We start from the raw sequence: 20,090 nt of genomic DNA on the forward strand, positions 1-20,090 counted from the left end.
TCGGCCGTCTCATACAAGCGCCCCTCGTGGGAGCGCCGCCCCGGCGCGACCTGCTCCAAGGTCGGAGCATGCCTCGTCGCGGCGGGGCGCCGCTCCCACCTGGGCGCGATCGGCTAGTCGCTAGGCCGCGCTCTCCAGCGCTGACCCTACCCGCTCCATCAAGGTCTTGGCCCGCTGCTCCAGGCTCTCGGGGGAGATGCCGTTATAGGCCATGATCTCCGCCGGGCTCGCCGTGGTCTCGCCGCGCTGCCAACCGACCAGATCCCGCGCCACCGCCTGGCTGCGCAGCAGCACGGACTCCAGGGCGACGGTGCCGCCGCCGCTGACGCAGATGAGCGCATCGCCGTGGAAGAGTGCCTCGAAGTCGGCGTCACTCATGAAGCGGTCGTCCGACTCGGAGCTGTGCGACCAGGCGACATCATCGGGCCGATAGAGGCGACGCGGGTTGGCCACGGCCACGATGCGCACCCGATAGCCCTCCGTCTCCAGCCGATCTTTCGCCGCAAACACCGGCTGAAACACCATATCCCCCGTCACGGCGAAGACGATGGTCCCCTGCCGCCCCTGCGCCGACTCGTAGAGACAAATGGCACCCTCGTCGATCGCCTGGCGCGCCTGCTCCATGCTGGTGTGAACCGGCAGCGCCGACTTGGAGGCGACGATGCTGATGCACTTGTTGGACTGCTCCACCGCCCAGCCGTAGGCCGCCTGAATCATGTTCGCGTCCGAGGGATAGAGCAGATAGACGTTGCCGTTGCGCATCTGGCCGCCGATGTAGTTCTCGATCTCGGGCCGCTGATGGGTCCAGCCGTTGCGCCCCTGCTCCAGCGCGCCGGCCGTGAACATGGACACCACGGCTGGCGTCTTGTGCCGCAGCTCGGCCATCGCCTGCCCGACGGTCTGCACGATGGGCCAGCCGTTGATGGCGAAGCTCTCGTAGGACAACCAGAGCGAGCGTCCGCCGAAGAGCGCCAGACCGGCCGCGAAACCGGCGCAGGCGTCCTCGTTCAGGGGCTCGTAGACCTGGCCGTTGGGCGACTGGTTGTACAGCGGATCCTCGGTCGGATGGCGGATCTTCAAGGCATCGTTGATCGCCTTCATGGCGGACGCCTCGTTGCCGTCGGCGTTGGTCACCACGAAATCGGGGTCGCGCTGCCCGAGCGCCGCCACCATCTGCGCCATGGTCGTCGCGGGCACGGCCTGCTCGCCGGGGGCGAATTCCTGGGTCGGCAGCGTGCCGATGTCCGTCAGCGGACGCTCGAATTCGGTCACTACCGTCCGACCCGCCGGACCGCCGCCGGCGCGCTGCATGTTGGTCCGCACCAGCGCCCAGGCCTCGGGCGCCAAGGCGCCCCGCTCCAGCGCGGCCGCGATGTTGGGCTTCTCCGGCGTATCGCCGGGATAGAGGTTGTGCGCCTTGGCGCCGCTGGCATGCACGCCGGCACCCTTGAGCTGCTTGAGGATGACGCAGGTCAGGGTGCCGCCCAGGGCGGATTCCGCCGCCTCATGCATGGCCTCGAGCACGGCGCGGGAGAAGGCCTGTCGCGCCTCGGGGCCGAAGCGGGTGCTGTCGACGTAGGCGCCTTCCTGTCCGGCGTCATCGAACGCCTTGGCGTCGATCAGGATCACCCGCTCGAAGTCGTGCGCCCGCCAGTAGGCCTCCATCTGGGCGTTGTCCATGAGCGACACCATGGAGTGATGCTCCTGGCTGTAGCCGTTCCAGACCAGCACCGGCAGGAAGTTGGTCACCTCCGGATAGGCGGTGTGGAAGTGCTTCATGGCCGAGAGGATGTAGGGCTCGCCGAGACCGCCGTCGCCGATGGTGCAGGGGAACAACTTGTCCCGATTCAGATAGGCCCCGGCCATGGCGAAGTGTTGCCCCTGCCCGAGCGGCCCAGCCGGCGCCAGCAGCCCCGGAATGGCGCCGGAGAGATGCCCAAGCAGCCCGTCGCGCTCGCGGAACCTGGTCTGGAGATCGGTCATCGTGCGGATGCCCATGTCTTCCAGCGACCCATCCAGGAACATGGCGCTGTAGAAGCCGGGCGCATGATGGCCCACCTCGGTCACGATGTTGGTGTGCCCGAGCATGACCAGGGACGCGTAGGCGTCCGCCGAGCTGGCGAAACCGCCCGGATGACCGGACTGCTTGGAGGCGCAGAGCTGCAGGGTGAGATAGCGCAGGGCATCGGCCGTCAGCTGCGTCTGGTAGACCGCCGCGTCGTCGATCTCCCGGATGCCCGTCTGACCGTCTCGGATCGCAGCTTGGCCGCCGTGCCGCGCGAACGCCTGACCGGCCGACGCAAAGTGCAGCACGCCGTCGCAGAAGGCCGGTGTGGATTGGTTCGGATGGGTGGCAGTTGCAGTGGTCATGATCTCCCCCTCTCAGTGCGTGTGTTGGATCCGTTGCTGGCGATGCCGCCGGCGTTGAGACGAACTCTAGAGAGGCAGCGGGTATTTCGCAATAAGGAATAGATTTCACATTGTGAAATATCTGGCGAATGGCCTCGGAAACCTTGATCACAATGGCGCCAGAAAGCGCAATCAGGACAGGCTCCAGATTTTGTGCTTTCATGATGTGAAATTCGATGCTCAGGATTTCTCATGAAGCAAGAAGACATCACGACCGAAACACGCATCCAGGTCATCGACCGGGCCGCCGCCCTGCTCGACGCCATCGCCCGTTACCCGGATCCGATCAGCCTCAAGGTCCTGGCCGCCGAAACCGGACTCCACGCCTCCACCGCGCACCGCATCCTCGCCTCGCTCATCCAGAACCAGTTCGTCGAACGCGACGCCGCCGGCCACTACCGGCTCGGCCTGCGCCTGCTCCAGCTCGGTGTGCGCCTGCACGGCAACGTCGACGTGCGTGCCCTCGCCCGCCCCATCATGGAGACGCTGCGCGACCAGTTCGGGGAGACCATCAACCTGACCATTCGCGAGGGCGACGCCGTCGTCTACATCGAGAAGGCCACGCCCAACCGCATGATCCACGTGCAGCAGCTGGTGGGGGCGCGCGCGCCGCTGCACGTCACCGCCGTCGGCAAACTCATGCTCGGCGCCGCCGGCGAGGACGCCATGCGCGCCTACGCCCAGCGCACCAACCTCCCCGCCTACACCCGCAACAGCATTACCACCCTGCCCCGCCTCACCGCGGAGTGCGGGGAATCGCTCGCGCGCGGCTATGCGCTGGACAACGAGGAGGCTGAGATGGACGTCGGCTGCATCGGCGTGCTCGTTCACGACAGCACCGGCAACGTCAGCGCCGGGCTGTCGGTGTCGGCACCCATCAATCGGCGGCGTCTGGAGTGGGTCGAGGATCTGGTCGCCGCGGGGCAGACCTTGTCGGAGCGGCTCGGATATCGCTCGGGGCAAGACGCGGGACACTGATTCCCCGCCCGGCGGCTCGGAGTCAAGCATCGCGCCAGAACGGTCGGAAACCGCCCTGCGGCACGCGCAAGCCGCGACTGCACGGGGCACATGAGCGGCTGACAACAGCTTGCCGTCAGGAAAGGACGCAGGGTCGAGTCCGGCACGCTGAAACGCGGACGGAGTCACATTAGCATTCGATGAAATGCTAAAAAATGCCCGGTTCGGGACCAGGAACCGGCTAAACTCTCGGCTGCAGGTTGCAGTTCAACCACTGGAGGTACGCTATGCTGCTTCGCCACTCACCGACCTCGCCCTATGTCCGCAAGGTCATGGTGCTGTTGCACGAAACAGGTCTGCTCGATCAGATTGCCGTCGAGACGATCGACGGCTGGTCGGAGCCCGAGGTGCTGCTTGAGGAGAATCCGCTCTCCATGGTGCCGACGCTGGTGCTGGACGATGGCCAGACGCTATTCGACAGCCGGGTGATCTGCGAGTACCTCGACCGCCGCCACGTCGGCCGCCCCATGCTCCCGCCGACCGGCGACATGCACTGGTACGTCTTGCGCGATCAGGCGCTGGCGGATGGCATTCTGGACTGCGCCGTGCTCATCTTCGTGGAGCAGCAGAAGCGCCCCGAGGCGCAGCGGTGGGACTGGTGGCTGGAGCTGAAACGGCGCGCCATCGAACGCTCGCTCGACAGCCTGGAGCAGGATATCGAGGCACTGCTGGAGCGCGTGGATCTGGGCGCCATCGCGATCGCGGTGGCAATCGGCTACCTCGACCTGCGCGGCGCTGCCGGCGACTGGCGCGAGACGCGCCCGGCGCTCGCCACCTGGTACGCGGGCTTCAGCCAGCGCCCCTCGATGATCGCAACCGCGCCGCCGGTCTGATGGCCTGATCGCGACGGCATGAAGGCACGGGCGCCGGCGGCGCCTCAGATCCGCGCGATACCCGCTTCCATCTCGTCCTTGATCGCCTCCCCGGCCCGCTCCGGGTCGGTCTCCTTGACGTCGATCCAGTGGACGTACATATCCTCGCCGTCCATCTCCAGGGTGACCGTACCCGGCGTCAGGGTGATGCTGTTGGCCAGGATGAGGCGTTGGTAGGGCTCAGTGAGTCGGGTGCGAATCCGCACGATGCCGGGATTGATCGGTAAGCTGGGGCTGAGCACCCGCCGGGCGACGTCGATATTCGACAGGACCAGGTTCTTGAGAAAGACGGGCAGATAGGCCAGGAGCGGGAGCAGTCGCCAGGACCGGCCCAACTCGCCCGTCGGCTGCCGCGGAACCGCGAGCCAGACGATGGCGGCCGAGACCAGGAGACCGACGATCAGTTCCTCGGGGTCCAGGCTGTTGGTGAGTCCGAGCCAGACGATGAAGAGGATCGCCCCCCATTGAAGTCGCTGCATGGGTCTATCCCTCGATTTGCCGTGCCGGGTGCCGGAGCGGCTGGATCACTTGTCTTTCGGCATGTAGAGGAAGCTGTCGGCGTCCGGACTGACGTAGACGCAGTCGCCCTCCAGCCGCAGTGAATCCGGTCCGCAGACGTCGACGCAGAGACCGCACCAGCAGCAGCGGCCGTAGTCGATGCGCGGGACCAGCCCGCTCGCGTTCTTCGGGTTCATCGCCTCCGGCGAAAGCGGCTCGACCATGTCGATCGCCTCGTTCATGCAGATGTCCTGGCAGTTTCCGCAGCCGACACAGTCGCTGATCGTATTGACGTGAAAGCCGCGATAGCCAGTCACCTCCGCTCGCTGCTCGACCGGATAGCTGAGGGTATGGGGCTGTTTGAACCCTTGCGCGAGTGCGCTGAAGGGATGAATCAGCCCCTTGATGTCGAGATTCCAGGCCATGGTGACGCCTCCTGAGGCAAGTTTGATGGAGAAGCTCGTAGGGTGGACAAGCACAGCGCAGTCCACCACAGCTGTTCCTCGCGGCCTCCAGGTTGGGCCGAGGAACGAGGCCCAAGGACGCGCGGGGGATCGGCGTTCATCGCTCGATCTCCGGCGGGCAGATGCCCAGCGAATTCATGATGAGCGCGACATCCGAGAGCTGCGCGCCGACCAGCAGCCGCTCCAGCAGGGTGAAGGCGTGGACGATGGAGGGACCACGCACCTGCAGCCGCCGCAGGAAAGGCGTGCCGTCACCCGCCATGAAGTAACCGAAAGCCCCGCGGGCGGACTCGGACTGCACATAGGTCTCGCCGCGCGGAATCTTGAACTGACGATGACGGGGGAGCTTGCACTGGATCGGACCGTCCGGCAGCTGCTCGACGACCTGGCGCAGAATGCGGATGCTCTGGTGCATCTCCGCGCGGCGCACCAGGGCGCGCGCGTAGGCATCGCCGGCGGACTGCGTGGGGATGTCGAACTCCAGCCGGTCGTAGACCAGATAGGGTGCATCTTTGCGCACGTCGCGCGGGATGCCGCAGCCGCGAATCACGGGGCCAGAGTAGCTGTTGCGAACGCACTCTGCAGCATCCACGACACCCACACCCTGCAGCCGCTTCTTGACGGCGGCGTTGTCGAAGAAGATGCGGTCGTACTCGGGCAACCTGGACGCGAGCGTATCCAGCAGCGCGAGCAGCCGTTCCGGCAGATCTTCCGGGAGGTCGCGCTTCACGCCGCCCGGATAGATGTACATGTGATAGACGCGGCCGCCGGTGATGGCCTCGAAGAGATCCAGGATGTAGTCGCGCTCGCCAATCGCCCATTGGGGGACGATCTCGTGACCGATGGAGCCGCCCTGCCCGGCGAGCCAGAGCAGATGCGCCTGCAGGCGCGCCAGCTCGAGGATCATGACGCGGATGTATTGGGCGCGCTCGCTCACCTCCAGCCCGTACAGCTCTTCGACGCCGCGCGCGAAGTTCTCTTCGTTGGGGTCGGGCTCGGGCACGCAGATGCGGCAGACGATGGTGAAGGCCTGGATGACGGTGCGCCGCTCGATCATCTTCTCGAAGCCGCGATGCAGGTAGCCGACGTGGGTCACGGCCTTGACGATGGTCTCGCCGTCCAGATCCAGCTCCAGGCTCATGTTGCCGGTCACGCCCGGATGCTGCGGGCCGTGGAAGATCTTGATGGTCTCGCTCATGCGCTGCCGCCCTCTTCCGGCCGAGCCTTCTCGACCTGCTCCGCCGCTTTCGCCTGCAGGGCCTTCTCCGCCTTCTTGGCGTCTTTGCGTTTGCGGATGGCCTCGCGCACGTCCTGATTGTCCTCGCGGCCGGGGCGCATCTCGTAGGTGTCCTGTACGAACTTCAAGGTGTCGAACTCGCGGCGCATCGGCGGGGTATGGGTCCAGCCCTCCAGCATGAAGTCAACCAGGCTCGGGTGGCCCTCGAAGGGGATGCCATACATCTCGTGCAGCTCGCGTTCGAAGATCTCCGCTTGCGGCCACAGCGGGATGGCGCTGGCCAGTCCCTCTCCGTCGCGCGCGATCTGGGTCTGGACGCCGAGCGAGCGGTCACGTTCGGCCGTCTCCAGCAGATAGGTCAGGCGGAAGACGCCCTCCTCCAGCCAGTCCGTGCAGGCGAGCGCGTTCAAGGTCACGAAGCCTTGCTGCTGCTGGAGCTGGCCGAGCAGCGAGAAGAGCTGGGCCTTGGGCACACGCAGAAAGGCCTGATTGGGACGCCGCTGGCTCTGTTCGAGGATCTCGAAGCCCTGGAGCCTGGGCAGTAACGCATCCAGCATCAGGCGGCGCCTCCGGCGTGATACCAATCATAGGTGTAGGCCGGCGGCATCTGATCGCCGAGCACCCGGCGCTGATTGGCCTTGTACCAGTCGATATTTTCGCGGTAGCGGTGGAAACCGCCCTTCTCGCCGCGCGCGATGCGCTCCTGCAGCGCGACGAAGCCCTCGATCAGGGCCTCTGGCCTTGGCATGCAGCCGTTGATGAAGATATCCACCGGCAGATAGCGGTCGACCTGCTTCACCGTGTTGTAGGAGTCCCAGTACATGCCGCCGTTGATGGTGCAGCTGCCGAGGGCGATGACGTACTTGGGCTCCTGCATCTGCTCGTAGCTGCGAATGACACGCTTGAGGGTCTTGATCGCCAGATAGCCGCTGATGACGAGCACGTCCGCCTGGCGCGGCGTGGCGGCACCGATGATGCCGAAGCGCTCCGCGTCGAAGCGGCTGGTCATGAGCGGACGCATCTCGATCGCGCCGCAGCCCGTGCCATAGGCCAGGACGAAGAGGCTCCGCTTGCGCATCCAGGACACCAGCTGGTCGAGCACGCCTTGCCGGGCCTCGTCGACCGGGCTGCCGGTCTCCAGCAGCGCCTGCTCGCACTGGGAGCCCTCGCACTGGAATCCTTCACGTTGGGTCTTGTGATACATCATGCGCTCCAGGGTAGCCAGACGGTCAGGATCACCCCCAGGACACCCAGTCCCAGCGGCACCTTCCAGAAGAAATCCACCGCCTGCTCGGTCCGTAGCCGCGGGAAGACCATGCTGACCGCCGTCGTCAGCACGAAGAGGGCGAAGGCCTTGAGAATCAGGACCAGGATATTGGTGGCACCGCCCAGGAAGAGGTCGGTCACCAGCACCAACTTGGCGATCGACATCATCATGTTCTGGGTCATGAGCACGCCGAGCAGGCGTCCGCCGAACTCCACCCGCGGCCCCGCATAGACCTCGACCGGCGCGCCCACAACGTCGAAGGGCGAGCCGTTCTGGCTGGCGATGAAGGGCAGCAGGATGACGCAGAAGGCGATGGGGTTGGTGACGATGCCCCAATGCGCCAGCCCGTCCTGTGCCGCCATGATGGCATGCACCGAGGTTGTCTCGTGCTGCAGCATCACCAGGCCCAGCCCCAGGAAGAAGGGGACTTCAAGCCCCATGAGCCGGGTCAGCCCGCGGGTCACGCCCATGACGCCGAAGGGGTTGCCGCTCGAACCCACCGCCAGCGCGTTGCCCAGGGGGCCAACCACTAACAGGTAGATGATGAGGATGAGGTTGCCGTACTGAGAATAGCCCTGGAGCCAATTCGAGTCCTTCAGGAAGGGGACGAAGAGCACCGTGGTGAAGGCCCCGGCCATGATGATCATCGGCCCAAAGAAGAACATGGGGCCGTGGACCAGGGTTTCCGACTTGAAGAAGAACTTCATGTTATCGAAGAAGTTCTGCCAGATGCTCGGCCCCCAGCGGCGTTGAACGCGGGCGTTGAGCTGGCGGTAGAAGCCGTAGAAGAGGAAGCCCATGATGTAGCTGACGCCAATCATGGCCAGCGAATCGAGGATGGCGTGCATCAAATCCCTCCTGTCACGGCTTGAAGGCCGAGAACCACGGCGAAGACCACAACCGCGAGCAGGATCCAGGTCTGGGGATTGCCGGCATAGAACCCGCCCAGCAGGCCCGCCGCGGCACGCATCTGGCGCGTCAGTCCGAGATAGAAGCCCTGGCTGCTGTGACGCAGGATCCAGCCGACCAGCGGGATGCGGCGCAGCTCGCGCCCCATGCCGGCACCATAGTGCAGCGGCGTTTCCTCGGTTGGGACCTCGCCCGCATAACTCAAATCGTAGGGGCTGCCGGCCCGGCGCATCCGCCCGCGCAGCAGCAGGAAGAGCCCCGTCACCAGCACGAAGGCGGTCACGAAGACCGACATGAGGACGACGCCGTCATAGCCGCCATAGGCCGTGGTCAGCACCGCCCAGGATGATCCGCCGAGCGGGGCCATCCGGAGGGCCGTCAGCACGGGGTCGATCAACACCTCAATGGCGAATCCGGGGAAGACTCCAAGCCCGAACAGCAGCGCCATGAGGATGACCTGCGGCACCAGATAGGGCCAGGGGGCCTCCTTCGCCTCCCGCGCACCAGCCGAGTTGGCGTGCCCGAGGAAGGGCGCGTAGATCAGCTTGTAGCAGTAGATGAAGGCCGCCGTGCTGGACAGGATCATGGCCGCGAGCAGCAGCAGCCAGCGCGCGTCGACGAGCGAGACGAACACCAGGTACTTGGCCGCGAAGCCCGGCAGGGGCGGCATGCCGGCCAGGCCGATGATGCCGATGAGCACGCCGAAGAAGGAGATGGGCATGCGCTCGATGAGCCGCCCCAGGTCGTTGAACCGGCGCTGCCCGGTCTGCAAGACGATCCCGGCGACGCTGATGAAGAGCAGCAGCTTGACCAGGGTGTGCACCAGGGCGAGATAGAGTGCGCCGCCGAGGGCCAGGGAGCTGCCGACACCGACCGCCGTGGTGATGTAGCCGACCTGCGCGATGGAGGAATAGGCCAGCAGACGTTTCATGTCCTCCTGCGAGATGGCCTTGTAGGTCGCGACGATGGCGGTGATGACACCCACCCAGGCCAGCAGGTAGCCGGCCGCGGGGCCGTTGAGCAGCCGACCGTAGAGCCCCGTCAGCGCCTCCGGAAAGAGCGTCAGCAGCAGGATCATGCCGTAGACGCCCATCTTGGAGATCGCAGCCGAGAGAAAGGCGCTGAAGATGTCCGGCGCCTCGTCGTAGCTGCGTGGAACCCAGATATGCAGCGGCAGGGTTCCGACCTTGATCAGAAAGGCCAGCCCGAACAGAAGGGCGAGCGCCAGCTGCTGTGGCTGGGTCGGCCCGACGAGCGGGCGGATGTCGAAGCTGCCCGTGAGGCCATAGAACACCATGATGCCGGCCAGCAGGAGAAAGGCCGATGCCAGATTGAACAGGATGTAGGACTGTGAGGTCGCCATCTCGGTGCGCGGCGAGCGCAGCAGGAGCAGATAGCTGCTCCAGGTCATGATCTCCCAGCCGATGAAGAAGCTCACGAAGTCGCCCGCGAGCAACAGCAGCTGCATCCCCGCCAGCAGCGCGGCGTAGAGCGCCAGCGACGGCCAGTCTGCCGGCCGCCTCAGCATCGGCAGGGCCACCAGGGGTGCGGCCAGGGCCAGGAGCAGCAGGAAGAAGGCCGCGAGCGGCGTCAAGGTCAGGCTGAGGCCAACCCCATCGAGCAAGGTCCAGGTCAGGTGCCCGTCCCAGCCCATCAGCAGCGCGGTGGGGCTCAGAGAGACGGCAAAGAAAAACAACTTGAGAATCAAGCTCATGACCCAGCCCCCAGCACGGCAACCAGGGTCGCGGTGCGATCCAGCAGCGACCGTGCGCCCTCGATGAAGAGATCGTCGACCAGGAAGGGTGCAACTCCGAGCAAGACGATGAGCCCGGCGACAACGCCGATGGGCAGATAGGCCCAGCGTCCCTCGGAGGGTTCGATAGCAACCTCTGTGCGCGGCTCGTAGAGCACCTTGATCCAGCGGAAGTAGTAGCCGGCCTCGATCAGGGCGGCCAGCAGGATGAGCGCGACGGGCCAGAAGACGCCGGCCTCGGCGAAGCCCTTGAGGATCCAGAGTTTGCTCGCGAAGCCGCTCAGCGGCGGCAGCCCCATGACCGCCAGCGCGCCCAGCACGAAGAGGGCGCCGGCCAGGGGCCTCGCGCGGCCGGCCCCGGCGAAGTCGGCGATCCGCGCCGAGACGAAGCTCCGCAGCAGAATCGCCGCGGTCAGGAAGAGCAGCAGCTTGACCAGGGTATGGTTGACCATGTGGAAGAGACCGCCGGCGGTGGTCGACTCGACCCCGAAGCCCAGCGCCAGCGTGATGAGCCCGATCTGCCCCAGGGAGGAGTAGGCCAGCATCCGCCTCAGATCCTCCTGACGCAGCGCGACGGTCTCGGCCACCAGCATCGTGATGGCGCCCAGGCCCATGAGCCAGGCACCCGCGACGCCGGGGTCTGCCAGGAACAGGAAGACCAGGTGGAAGAGCACGAAGAGAAAGGCCTTGACCAGGATGCCGGAATAGAGCGACGCAACGGCCGGATGGCTGCCCTGGTAGATGTCCGGGACCCAGAAATTGAAGGGAAAGAGCTCGGTCTTGATGCCGAGACCAATGAGCATCAGCAGGCCGATGAGCATCTGCATCGGCCCCGGGATCTCGCTGAACCCGCGTGCCACGGCGGCCAGACTCAGATTGCCGGTCTGCAGGTAGATGAGCACCACCGCGAAGAGGAAGAAGATGGCGGCGACCGAGCCGATGATGAGGTACTTGAGTCCAGCCTCCAATGCCGGGGCGTCTCGCCGCAGGGCGCTCAACGCATAGGCGCTCACCCCGGCGATCTCCAGGAAGACGTAGAGATTGAAGAGATCCCCGGTCAGCACCATGCCGTTGCAGCCGGCGATCAGCAGCAGGATGAGGATGAAGGCCCGCCGCTCGCGCAGATAGGGCTCCGTCTCGCCCAGCCAGAGAAAGGCGCCGACCACGACACCGGCAAAGTTGATGAGCGCAACCAGGAGCCAGGAGGCGCTGTCGAGCTGCAGATGGATACCCAACGGCGGCGCGATGACGATGGTCTCCAGCAGCGGCGCGGTCCGCACCGCCGGGAGGAGCCCGAGGGCCAGCGCCAAGAGCGCGGCCGGCGTGCCGACCAGCAGCGGCATGAGCAGGCGTAGCCGGACCCACAACGGCGAGGCGAAGGCCAGCAGCAGCGGAAGCGCGATGAACCAGACGGGCGTGAGCGGCATGGTCATCAGACGTCCTTCAACTCGGTCAAGCCGGCCACGTCGGCCTTGCCGGTGAGGCGGTGATACTGGACAGCCAGACTGATTCCCAGGCCGAGCACCGCCAGGCCGATCACGATGGCCGTCAGGGTCAGCGCCTGGGGAACCGGATCCGCCATGCCGACGAAGCCCTGGAGGCCATCGGAGAGGATCGGCGCCGTCTCGCCCGGCGAGGTGGCAAGCCCGATGAAGAGCAGATAGACCGCCAGCTCCATCACCGCGATGCTGATGAGGATCTTCAACAGGTGCCGTTTGGCCAGCAGGCCGTAGAGCCCGATGAAGAATAGAGTCAGACTCCCCAGTACATAGATGCCATGCAGCACCCGGGGCTCATCCAAGAACGACAACATTCCCTACAACTCCTTACTACAACGTCAGTGAGGCGGAGCCTCGGACCGATGTGATGTCTCGGGCCAGCCAGCAACCCCGCGCGCGACTTGCCGATCAGAAGACCGGACGCACAGGCTTCCGCGGGATTTAGTCAGGATGTCTCGGCGTCGGGCGGATGGCTGCTGCCACGCTCCAGCATATCGCCGAAGATGGCGGCGACTTCGGCGCCGACCTTGACGCCGACCAGGCAATAGACGACGGGGATGACGCCCGCGGACAGCAGCCGGCCCATGTCCGCGACCGGGTGAGGCAGGAAGTTGCCGAGGAAGGTCGCCGTGCCGAGCAGTATCAAACCCAGGAGTCCGACAAGGACGAAGCCGCTGCCGGAGAGCGCTTCGAGCAACCCGATCAGACTGTGATTCAGAACGAAGGTGCGATCCGCCAGCATGCGCAGGAAGAAGGCGGTCGCGATGATGACGCCGCCCTGGAATCCGCCGCCGGGCGAGAGATGGCCGTGCACCACCACATAGACGCCCAGCAGGACGAGGACCGGGAAGAGCAGGCGCACCCCCGTCATCAGCATCTCGTTCGGGTCACTGATCGGCGTCTCCGCCCCCTCGGCCCCGGCACGCTGCCGCGCGCCGAAGAGGAGCCCGATGCCGGTGGCCGCCAGGAAGAGCACGGTCACCTCGCCCAGGGTGTCGAAGCCGCGGTAGCTGACCACCACGGAGGTCACGGCATTGGCCGAGGCGGTCTCCGCATTGCGTGCGAGCAGGGCGTCGCCGACGCTGGCCGTCTGCCCATCCAGCCCGTACTGAAACAGGATGCCGAGGTGCGCGGCAAACAGCCAGCCACAGAGCAGGACCAGCATCAGGGTCTTGGCTCTGACCCTCTTGCGCAATGGAACATCGCTCATTTCAGCCCCTTGTCTTCAGAACGCCCAAGCTGGCGGACACCCATGAGCAGCACGAAGCTGCCGGCGGCCGCGCCGATCGCCGCCTCGGTCAGGGCCACGTCGGGGGCCTGCAGCAGGAAGAACTGGCCCACGGCACCCAGACTGACCAGAGAGAAGCCCACCACGGACTGCAGCAGGTCGTCCTGGACGATGGCCATCCAGGCCCCCGCGATCATCCAGACGAAGAGCAGGGAGACGAGCAGCCCGGTCATGACGTGACCTCCTCGACCGCGCGCCCATCGCCGGACTCTTCCGCCGCGGACCTGCGCTCCGCATAGGCATCGTGGACCAAGATCGTCCCCAGTGTGCCACTGCGATAGGCCGCGCGCGCCAGGACGGACGAGCTGAGCGGATTGGTCAGCAGGATGAAGAGGGCGAGCAGCAGCAGCCGCGGCGCCCAGGCCGGCTCCACGCAGGCCGCGCCCAGCAGCATGAGCAAGGAGCCCATGGTGGTCGCCTTGGCGCCGGCATGCATCCGGGTGAAGACATCCGGCATGCGAATCAGGCCAAGCCCGCTGACCCAGAAGAAGAAGGCCCCACCCGCCATCAGCACATACCCCAGGATCTCCATTCAGACCCCCTTCTCAAGAAAGCGCCCGAAGAGCACGACGCCGGCGAAACCGACCAATGCAAATACGAAGGCAACATCGAGATAGATGCTCCGGCCCTCATGGATCGCCAGCAGTGTGAGCAGGGAGATGAAGAGAACGCTCAGCGTATCCAGGGCCAGGATGCGGTTGGGGGCATCCGGTCCTTTCAGGAAGCGCCAGAGGATCATGGCAATCGGAGGCAGGAGCAGCAGAATCAGCAATTCGAACATAGAGCGCCCCTTGGCTTGATTGAAACGACGACAAGCCCTGAAAGCGCGACACGCGTCAGACTCTCATGACAACTCAGATTCGGCGCGGAGTGTAACACCCCGAGGTGACGACCCATCACGCCTTGCCAAGTTCGCTGTCGGAACTCTGACGATAGGGTTGGGGGAGATCCGATGTTGAACCAGAGCAGGGCCGGCTCTCGCGAGCCGCGTGTGTTATGCCAGATCTCTCGCCGAATTGCGCTGATGCTTATCAATGCTGATGCTTATCAATGCTGATGCTTATCAATGCTGATGCTTATCAAGTGACTTCGCTGGCTGCCTCGGCACCGGCGAGATCCCCGAGCCGAGCGATTCACGGTGAGCCGCGACTGGGGCACGGCAGCCACCAGCCGCCCCGAAACACCGGCTCCACGCTGACCCCGTGCCGGATCACTGATCCTGGTCAAGATTTCGGGAGCGTCGGCCGAATCCCGCGCGTCCCGCCTGTGCTACGTTGGCGCCCGGTTTCAACCGATCCATCATGCGATTGCCGGAAAAAACCCTGCCCGATGGGCCGGATGTTGGTCCGTCTTCAAGGAGCATTCACCAGAGCATCGAGCGACGATTTGACGCTCAGTGTGACACGGAAGGCAGGCCACTCAACCCGTCAACGGGCATGGTCTTCGACACGAATCGCCGAAGAAGAAGGTGCCATTATGAGACGTACCCCCATAAGACGTGCCCCATTGAGAGTCCTCGCCACTGCAGCGGGTCTTGCCGCCATGCAGACGGTCTGCGCCTACGACCTGCCGGCCGTGAATCTCGGCTTCACCAGCTTCCTGGACGGCGCGCCGCCGGCCGGCCCCGGCTGGTATGTCCAGCAGTATGTCCAACTCTATCGCAATGGCCGGCTGAAGGACGGCGACGGCCACGACATGCGCCTGCCGACCCCGCGCGGGCTGGAGAAGGCGCAAGTCGACGCAAACATCAGTCTGACCCAACTGGTCTACCAATCGGATCAGGAGCTGGCCTTCGGCGGCAAGTGGGGCATGAACCTCATGCTCCCGGCCGTCGGCTTCGACCTGGATCCGAAGGACAACCTGGCCCTCTCCGCCAACAGCGCCAACCTCGGCGATCTGCTGGTCGGCCCTTACCTGCAGTGGGATCCCATCATGGGCGCGAACGGCCCCAAGCTGGTGCAGCGCGTCGAGTTCCAGATGCTGCTCCCGACCGGGGCCTATGACGCGGACCACGCGCTCAATCCGGGCAGCAACGTCTTCTCCTTCAACCCCTACTGGGCGGCCACCGCCTTCCTGGCGCCGAAGTGGACCCTGTCCTGGCGCCTGCACTATCTCTGGAACGCGGAGAACTCAGACCCCTACACCCCGCTCGAAGCCAAGGACGCGCAGGCCGGCCAGGCCATTCACATCAACTTCGCAAGCGCCTACGAGGTGCTCCCGAACCGGCTGCGGATCGGCATCAACGGCTACTATCTGAAGCAGATCACCGAGAACAAGCTGGACGGGCACGACCTGTCCGATTCCAAGGAGCAGGTGCTCGGCATCGGCCCAGGTCTCGTCTACCACTTCTCGAAGCACGATCACCTCTTCGCCAACGTTTACTGGGAGACCTGGGCGGAGAACCGGACCGAAGGATCCAGAGTCAACCTGCGCTATGTGCACCACTTCCAGTGAGCGTCAGAGCCCTTCGTAGACCAGGGGGACACGCCGGCTGACGCTGGTGAAGAGTTGATAGGCGATGGTGTCGCTCGCGTGGGCGACATCCGTCGCCGAGACCGTCCGCCCCCAGAGCTCGACCGGATCACCCAGACGCACGTCCTCCATGCCGGTCAGGTCCAGGGTGATCATGTCCATGGAGACGCGGCCGATCACCCGCGTGATGCGCCCCTTGACGGCAACCGGTGAGCCATCCCTGGCGTGACGGGGATAGCCGTCCGCATAGCCGACGGCCGCCACGCCGACCCGGGTCGGGCGGTCACAGACGAAGCGCCCGCCGTAGCCGATGGGATCGCCCGGCCGGAGATCCCGAATGGCGATCAGCGCCGATTCCAGGGTCATGGCCGGGCGCAGATCGCGGGCACGCGCATCCTCGCTGGCGAAGGGCGAGGCGCCGTAGAGCATGATGCCGGGGCGCGTCCAGTCACGATGCGCCCGCGGCCAGGCAAGGATGGCGGCCGAATTGGCCAGGCTGCACGGCAGCGGCGCGCCCTGAAGGGCCTGGTCGAAGACCTCCAGCTGGGTGTGCGTATAGGGGTGCTCGGGTTCGTCCGCGCGCGCGAAGTGCGTCATGGCGCATCGCTGACCGACATGCGGGCAAGCCCGCAGGCGGGCATGGACCTCGGCGAACGCCTCCGGGGCAAAGCCGACCCGATGCATGCCGGAGTCGATCTTGATCCAGCATGGCAGCGGCCGCGAGGGACGCGCCGCCAGCACCCAGTCGAGCTGCTCCCGACAGTGGACCACCAGCGCCAGATCGGCCCGGTCCGCCACGGCGATCTCGTCCGGCGAAAAGGCGCCCTCCAAGAGCAGAATGGGATTGCGGATCCCCGATTCGCGCAGCTCCAGCGCCTCCCCGAGACAGGCCACCGCGAAGCCGTCGGCCTGGGGCGCCAGCATCCGCCCGACCTGGACCGCGCCGTGACCATAGGCATTGGCCTTGATGACGGCCAGGGCGCGCGCCTTGGACGCAGCCCCTTTGGCGAGACGATAGTTGTGCAGGATGGCATCCAGATGGATGCGGGCTCTGAGCGGACGGGACGAGGGAATCATGAGGTCACTTTGCCATGGGCTCGACGCCTTGTCTCGCGCTCGGTCCGCGCGCGGATGCGGCGGCAGGCGCGGGGGCCTCGCCTCCAACAGGCGCATCGGACAGGGGCGGACAGAGTCTCACCTGAGAATATAATTCAATGATTATATGCGAGTTTCTCGCGCGCCGGTGTCGCTTGAACGAACGACTCGCGGTATATTGCAGCGCAGCATCGCGGCTGAATCGGCTCACGCACGCTGCCGCCGCGCCCTCTCTTCAACGGGGCCGTGTGCCCCGCTTGATTCCAGCCACCGCGGTCGCAACCCGATAGTGATCGCAAGCACCGACCGATCCCGAACCCCGACTGATCCCGAACCGACTGATCCCGAACATCGATTCGATCCTCATCACACCTCGGACGCACATCTGACTGGATAGCCTTGGAATGTCACGTATCAAGCTCGAGTTCCCGAACGCCGATGGCCAGACCCTGGTCGGTTTGCTGGAGACGCCGCCGGAGCGGGTTCCAGTCGCCCGCTATGCCCTCTTCGCCCACTGCTTCACCTGCAGCAAGGACGTGGCCGCCGCCAGCCGCATCAGCCGCGCGCTCGCCGCGCGCGGGATCGCCTCCCTCAGGTTCGACTTCACCGGACTGGGGAACAGCGACGGCGACTTCGCCAACACCAACTTCTCATCTAATGTGCAGGATCTGCTCGCCGCGGCGCGCAAGCTCGAGCAGGACTTCGAGGCGCCGGCGCTGCTCATCGGCCACAGTCTGGGCGGGGCCGCCGTGCTGGCCGCCGCGCCTCAGCTCCCCTCCGTGGAGGCGGTCGTGACCATCGCGGCACCCGCCACGGCCTCGCATGTCCAGCACCTGCTCAGCGGGGCGCGCGGTCAGCTCGAGGACGAGGGCGAGGCGGAGATCAAGATCGGTCTGCGCCGCTTCCGCATCAAGAAACAGCTGCTCGACGACCTGGCCCGCTATGGCGACGCGGATCACATTCGACACCTGAACCGCGCCCTTCTGGTCTTCCATTCGCCGCTCGACACCATCGTCGATATCGCGGAGGCCGCCAAGATCTACCAGGCCGCGCGACACCCCAAGAGCTTCATCTCGCTCGACAACGCCGATCATATGCTCAGCAACCGCGAGGACGCCGAATACGTCGCGGAGACCCTGGTCGCTTGGGCGAGCCGCTATCTGGGGCTCGGCAGGCACGCCTTCGAGCCCAGCACGGGCACCGCGCCCAAGGTCGCGTCGGGCGAGGTCATGGTCACGGAGATCGACACCAACTTCCTGCGTGGTCTCTATACGGAGCACCACCAATGGCTGGCCGACGAGCCCGCCGCCGTCGGCGGCTCGGACCTCGGCCCCTCGCCCTACGACCTGCTCCTCATGGCGCTGGGGGCCTGCACCTCCATGACGTTGCGCCAGTATGCCAAGCGCAAGGGCATCGACCTGGACGACGTGGAGGTGATGCTGCGCCATGAGCGCAACTATGCGAACGACTGCGGGGACTGCGAGGCGAAGCTCACCAAGGTCGATCGGATCGTCCAGCGCATCAACATCCACGGCAATCTCAGCGTCGCCGAACGCGCACGCTTGCTGGAGATCGCCGAGCGCTGCCCGGTGCATCGCACGCTGGATGCCATGCCCTTGATCGAGACGCGCTACGTCGAGGACGACTCGCACTGAGGCGGCTTGGTCACCGACAGGCGCGCGGCGGCGCACCGACCGCCGGCGCGATGCCCGGGAGCCATGACATCCTGGGCATCGGCATCAATCCGGCCGATAGCGGTAGAGCCACCAGGTGTGCAGCGGACGACGGCAGGCTGGGCGGCCCCCTTCCTGCAAGGTCCGTCTCGGACAATCGAAGAACACACGCGCCTGCTCGGCCCGGAAGCCCGCAATCGGGGGAGGCGCGGCGAAGCGGGTCACCAGCCAAAAAGGCCCGAATAGCTCACCCGGACGCACGCGCGGCGCGATCTGACCTCGTAGATATTCCGAGGGACGGGTGAGACCCGGCCACTGGGTCGCATCGAGGTCGGGTCGATAGAACCTCAGCATCGCGGTCGTCTGGTAACGGTCCGCATAGACCGGCGCATCCAGCTCGCCGGCGATCCGCGCCAGCTCGGCAAAGCCGTGAGTCTCGCGCAGGATGCGGTTCTGACTGTCTGGCAGCGGCAAGGCGTCGGTCGCGGCATGGAAGGCGTAGAGACTCACGAGCAAGAGGTTGACGCCAGCCGCGGCGGCGACCCAGATGCGGACTGGACGCAGCCAAACCGCGAGCAGGGGCGCCGCGGACATGAGATAGACGACTGGCCAATTGGCCTCCACCTCGCTCACCAGGGACACGGGACCGAAGAAGGCCAAGGGGAAGCCGGTCGCGGCGATCAGCAATGCTCGGGCAGACCCTGACAAGGCCGGCGCGCTGTCGGCGCCCACCGAGCGGAGCCGACCCACGCGCCGAATGAGCATCGCAACCAGCATGGCGCCCCAGAACCCGAGCTGAGTGCCGACATAGCCGAGCAGGCTGCCGAGCCGCTCGAGCGCGGATTGCGGCCCTTCATGGTCGATGGCATCCGCCTCCGGCGCCGCGAAGCCGGCCACCTCGATCGAGAAGCCATGACCAAACTGAAAGCCCATGGTCAGCCAATCGTGCTGGGCATTCCAAAGGATGTTGGGCGAAAAGACCAGGAGCGCCGCCAGCCCGCCCAGGTAGGGCCAAGGCGTGCGCAAGGCCCGCCAGTCCGCAACCAGGATGGCCCAGAGGAAGACCGGGCCGACGAGCACCATGGTGTACTTGCCGAGCAGCCCGAGCCCGGTCGCCACGCCCGCTGTCACCCAGCGGCGCCTGTCGCCCGCCAGGGCGCGCTCCGCCTCATGCAGGGCCAACGCCCAAGCAAGCGCAAGCGCGGTCTCTGGCGTGATTAGGACACCGCCGGCGAGCCCCGGCAGGGTCGCGAAGGCAAGCAGCAGTGCGAGACTCAGATCTCTTGACCGAGTCAGTCCGGCGTTGAGGTAGAGCCTGGCAAGCACGAGCAGCGTGAGCGTGCTGGCGAGGATCCCCCCGAGTCGCGCCATCAGCGCGGAGCCCGGTTCGAGCAGAGTCCCGAGCCCCAAGAGGGCGACGCCTGGCGGATGGTCGAAGTAACCCCAGGCGAGGCTGCGTGCCCAGTCGAAGTAATAGGCCTCATCCTGGGTCACGGGCATGAAGGCGGCGATGGCGATGCGCCACAGAGTCATGGCGGCGATCAGCATCAGGGGCACGCGCCAGAGCGAGGCAGGCGTTGGCGCGGCCGGTCTAGGAGTGCTCGGCGATCGGTCGGTCGAGGCTGGGTTCATTGCCT

At 65.8% G+C, this 20,090-nt stretch carries 20 protein-coding genes; 4 read left to right on the top strand and 16 right to left on the bottom strand.

All coding sequences use genetic code 11. From position 1 onward, the window contains the following. Nucleotides 1–120: 120 nt before the first annotated feature. Complete coding sequence (locus CKO23_RS02060) at nt 121–2,370, bottom strand: phosphoketolase (RefSeq protein WP_200328082.1); 2,250 nt, start codon at nt 2,368–2,370, stop codon at nt 121–123. Between the two features lie 231 nt (nt 2,371–2,601). On the opposite strand from CKO23_RS02060, the gene CKO23_RS02065 reads away from it, so the two are divergent. Together CKO23_RS02065 and CKO23_RS02070 are read left to right on the top strand one after the other, a co-directional pair. Next, nucleotides 2,602–3,387, top strand: coding sequence for an IclR family transcriptional regulator (locus tag CKO23_RS02065; RefSeq protein WP_200328083.1), 786 nt, complete (start codon nt 2,602–2,604; stop codon nt 3,385–3,387). Between the two features lie 266 nt (nt 3,388–3,653). Beyond that, nucleotides 3,654–4,259, top strand: a complete 606-nt coding sequence (locus tag CKO23_RS02070) for a glutathione S-transferase N-terminal domain-containing protein (protein WP_200328084.1) — start codon at nt 3,654–3,656, stop codon at nt 4,257–4,259. 44 nt (nt 4,260–4,303) lie between these two features. On the opposite strand, the gene CKO23_RS02075 is transcribed toward CKO23_RS02070, so the two are convergent. The 13 genes from CKO23_RS02075 to CKO23_RS02135 all read right to left on the bottom strand — a co-directional run bounded on the left by CKO23_RS02075 (nt 4,304) and on the right by CKO23_RS02135 (nt 13,994). Next, nucleotides 4,304–4,777 carry a Na+/H+ antiporter subunit E gene (locus tag CKO23_RS02075; protein ID WP_200328085.1) on the bottom strand — a complete coding sequence of 158 codons (474 nt, stop codon included), beginning with the start codon at nt 4,775–4,777 and terminating at the stop codon, nt 4,304–4,306. Nucleotides 4,778–4,822: 45 nt separating this feature from the next. Continuing rightward, the gene (locus CKO23_RS02080) at nt 4,823–5,221 is read right to left on the bottom strand and encodes a 4Fe-4S dicluster domain-containing protein (protein ID WP_200328086.1); all 399 of its coding nucleotides are present in this window, start codon (nt 5,219–5,221) and stop codon (nt 4,823–4,825) included. Between the two features lie 136 nt (nt 5,222–5,357). Continuing rightward, the gene (locus tag CKO23_RS02085) at nt 5,358–6,458 is read right to left on the bottom strand and encodes an NADH-quinone oxidoreductase subunit D (protein WP_200328087.1); all 1,101 of its coding nucleotides are present in this window, start codon (nt 6,456–6,458) and stop codon (nt 5,358–5,360) included. Next, complete coding sequence (locus CKO23_RS02090; protein ID WP_200328088.1) at nt 6,455–7,054, bottom strand: NADH-quinone oxidoreductase subunit C; 600 nt, start codon at nt 7,052–7,054, stop codon at nt 6,455–6,457. The genes CKO23_RS02085 and CKO23_RS02090 overlap by 4 nt, the downstream gene beginning before the upstream one ends. Further along, complete coding sequence (locus tag CKO23_RS02095; protein ID WP_200328089.1) at nt 7,054–7,701, bottom strand: NuoB/complex I 20 kDa subunit family protein; 648 nt, start codon at nt 7,699–7,701, stop codon at nt 7,054–7,056. The genes CKO23_RS02090 and CKO23_RS02095 overlap by 1 nt, the downstream gene beginning before the upstream one ends. Then, nucleotides 7,701–8,612, bottom strand: a complete 912-nt coding sequence (locus CKO23_RS02100; protein ID WP_200328090.1) for a respiratory chain complex I subunit 1 family protein — start codon at nt 8,610–8,612, stop codon at nt 7,701–7,703. Before CKO23_RS02100 ends, CKO23_RS02095 begins: the two co-directional genes overlap by 1 nt. Continuing rightward, the gene (locus CKO23_RS02105; protein ID WP_200328091.1) at nt 8,612–10,387 is read right to left on the bottom strand and encodes a proton-conducting transporter transmembrane domain-containing protein; all 1,776 of its coding nucleotides are present in this window, start codon (nt 10,385–10,387) and stop codon (nt 8,612–8,614) included. Before CKO23_RS02105 ends, CKO23_RS02100 begins: the two co-directional genes overlap by 1 nt. Beyond that, nucleotides 10,384–11,859 (bottom strand): complex I subunit 5 family protein, encoded by a 1,476-nt coding sequence (locus CKO23_RS02110; RefSeq protein WP_200328092.1) that lies wholly within the window; start codon nt 11,857–11,859, stop codon nt 10,384–10,386. Before CKO23_RS02110 ends, CKO23_RS02105 begins: the two co-directional genes overlap by 4 nt. Further along, nucleotides 11,859–12,239, bottom strand: a complete 381-nt coding sequence (locus tag CKO23_RS02115) for a sodium:proton antiporter (RefSeq protein WP_200328093.1) — start codon at nt 12,237–12,239, stop codon at nt 11,859–11,861. The genes CKO23_RS02110 and CKO23_RS02115 overlap by 1 nt, the downstream gene beginning before the upstream one ends. Before the next feature lie 131 nt (nt 12,240–12,370). Then, on the bottom strand, nt 12,371–13,135 hold the full coding sequence (mbhE, locus tag CKO23_RS02120; RefSeq protein WP_200328094.1) for a hydrogen gas-evolving membrane-bound hydrogenase subunit E: 765 nt from the start codon (nt 13,133–13,135) through the stop codon (nt 12,371–12,373). After that, on the bottom strand, nt 13,132–13,386 hold the full coding sequence (locus CKO23_RS02125) for a Na(+)/H(+) antiporter subunit B (protein ID WP_200328095.1): 255 nt from the start codon (nt 13,384–13,386) through the stop codon (nt 13,132–13,134). The genes mbhE and CKO23_RS02125 overlap by 4 nt, the downstream gene beginning before the upstream one ends. Further along, complete coding sequence (mnhG, locus tag CKO23_RS02130) at nt 13,383–13,745, bottom strand: monovalent cation/H(+) antiporter subunit G (protein WP_200328096.1); 363 nt, start codon at nt 13,743–13,745, stop codon at nt 13,383–13,385. Before mnhG ends, CKO23_RS02125 begins: the two co-directional genes overlap by 4 nt. Continuing rightward, nucleotides 13,746–13,994, bottom strand: coding sequence for a monovalent cation/H+ antiporter complex subunit F (locus CKO23_RS02135; protein ID WP_200328097.1), 249 nt, complete (start codon nt 13,992–13,994; stop codon nt 13,746–13,748). Nucleotides 13,995–14,755: 761 nt separating this feature from the next. Between CKO23_RS02135 and CKO23_RS02140 the strand changes: the two genes are divergently transcribed. Then, on the top strand, nt 14,756–15,667 hold the full coding sequence (locus CKO23_RS02140; RefSeq protein WP_242482154.1) for a SphA family protein: 912 nt from the start codon (nt 14,756–14,758) through the stop codon (nt 15,665–15,667). Between the two features lie 3 nt (nt 15,668–15,670). Here CKO23_RS02140 and alr read toward each other — a convergent pair whose 3' ends face one another. Beyond that, nucleotides 15,671–16,762 carry an alanine racemase gene (gene alr / locus CKO23_RS02145; protein ID WP_200328099.1) on the bottom strand — a complete coding sequence of 364 codons (1,092 nt, stop codon included), beginning with the start codon at nt 16,760–16,762 and terminating at the stop codon, nt 15,671–15,673. Nucleotides 16,763–17,184: 422 nt separating this feature from the next. On the opposite strand from alr, the gene CKO23_RS02150 reads away from it, so the two are divergent. Next, complete coding sequence (locus CKO23_RS02150) at nt 17,185–18,435, top strand: bifunctional alpha/beta hydrolase/OsmC family protein (RefSeq protein WP_200328100.1); 1,251 nt, start codon at nt 17,185–17,187, stop codon at nt 18,433–18,435. Between the two features lie 84 nt (nt 18,436–18,519). On the opposite strand, the gene CKO23_RS02155 is transcribed toward CKO23_RS02150, so the two are convergent. Next, a complete protein-coding gene (locus CKO23_RS02155) occupies nt 18,520–19,986 on the bottom strand; it encodes a glycosyltransferase family 39 protein (RefSeq protein WP_242482155.1) in 1,467 nt (488 codons plus the stop codon). Nucleotides 19,987–20,090: the final 104 nt, after the last annotated feature.

Origin of the sequence: Thiocystis violacea (assembly GCF_016583565.1) — a bacterium.
In the GTDB taxonomy this organism is placed as follows: Bacteria; Pseudomonadota; Gammaproteobacteria; order Chromatiales; family Chromatiaceae; genus Thiorhodococcus; species Thiorhodococcus violaceus_A.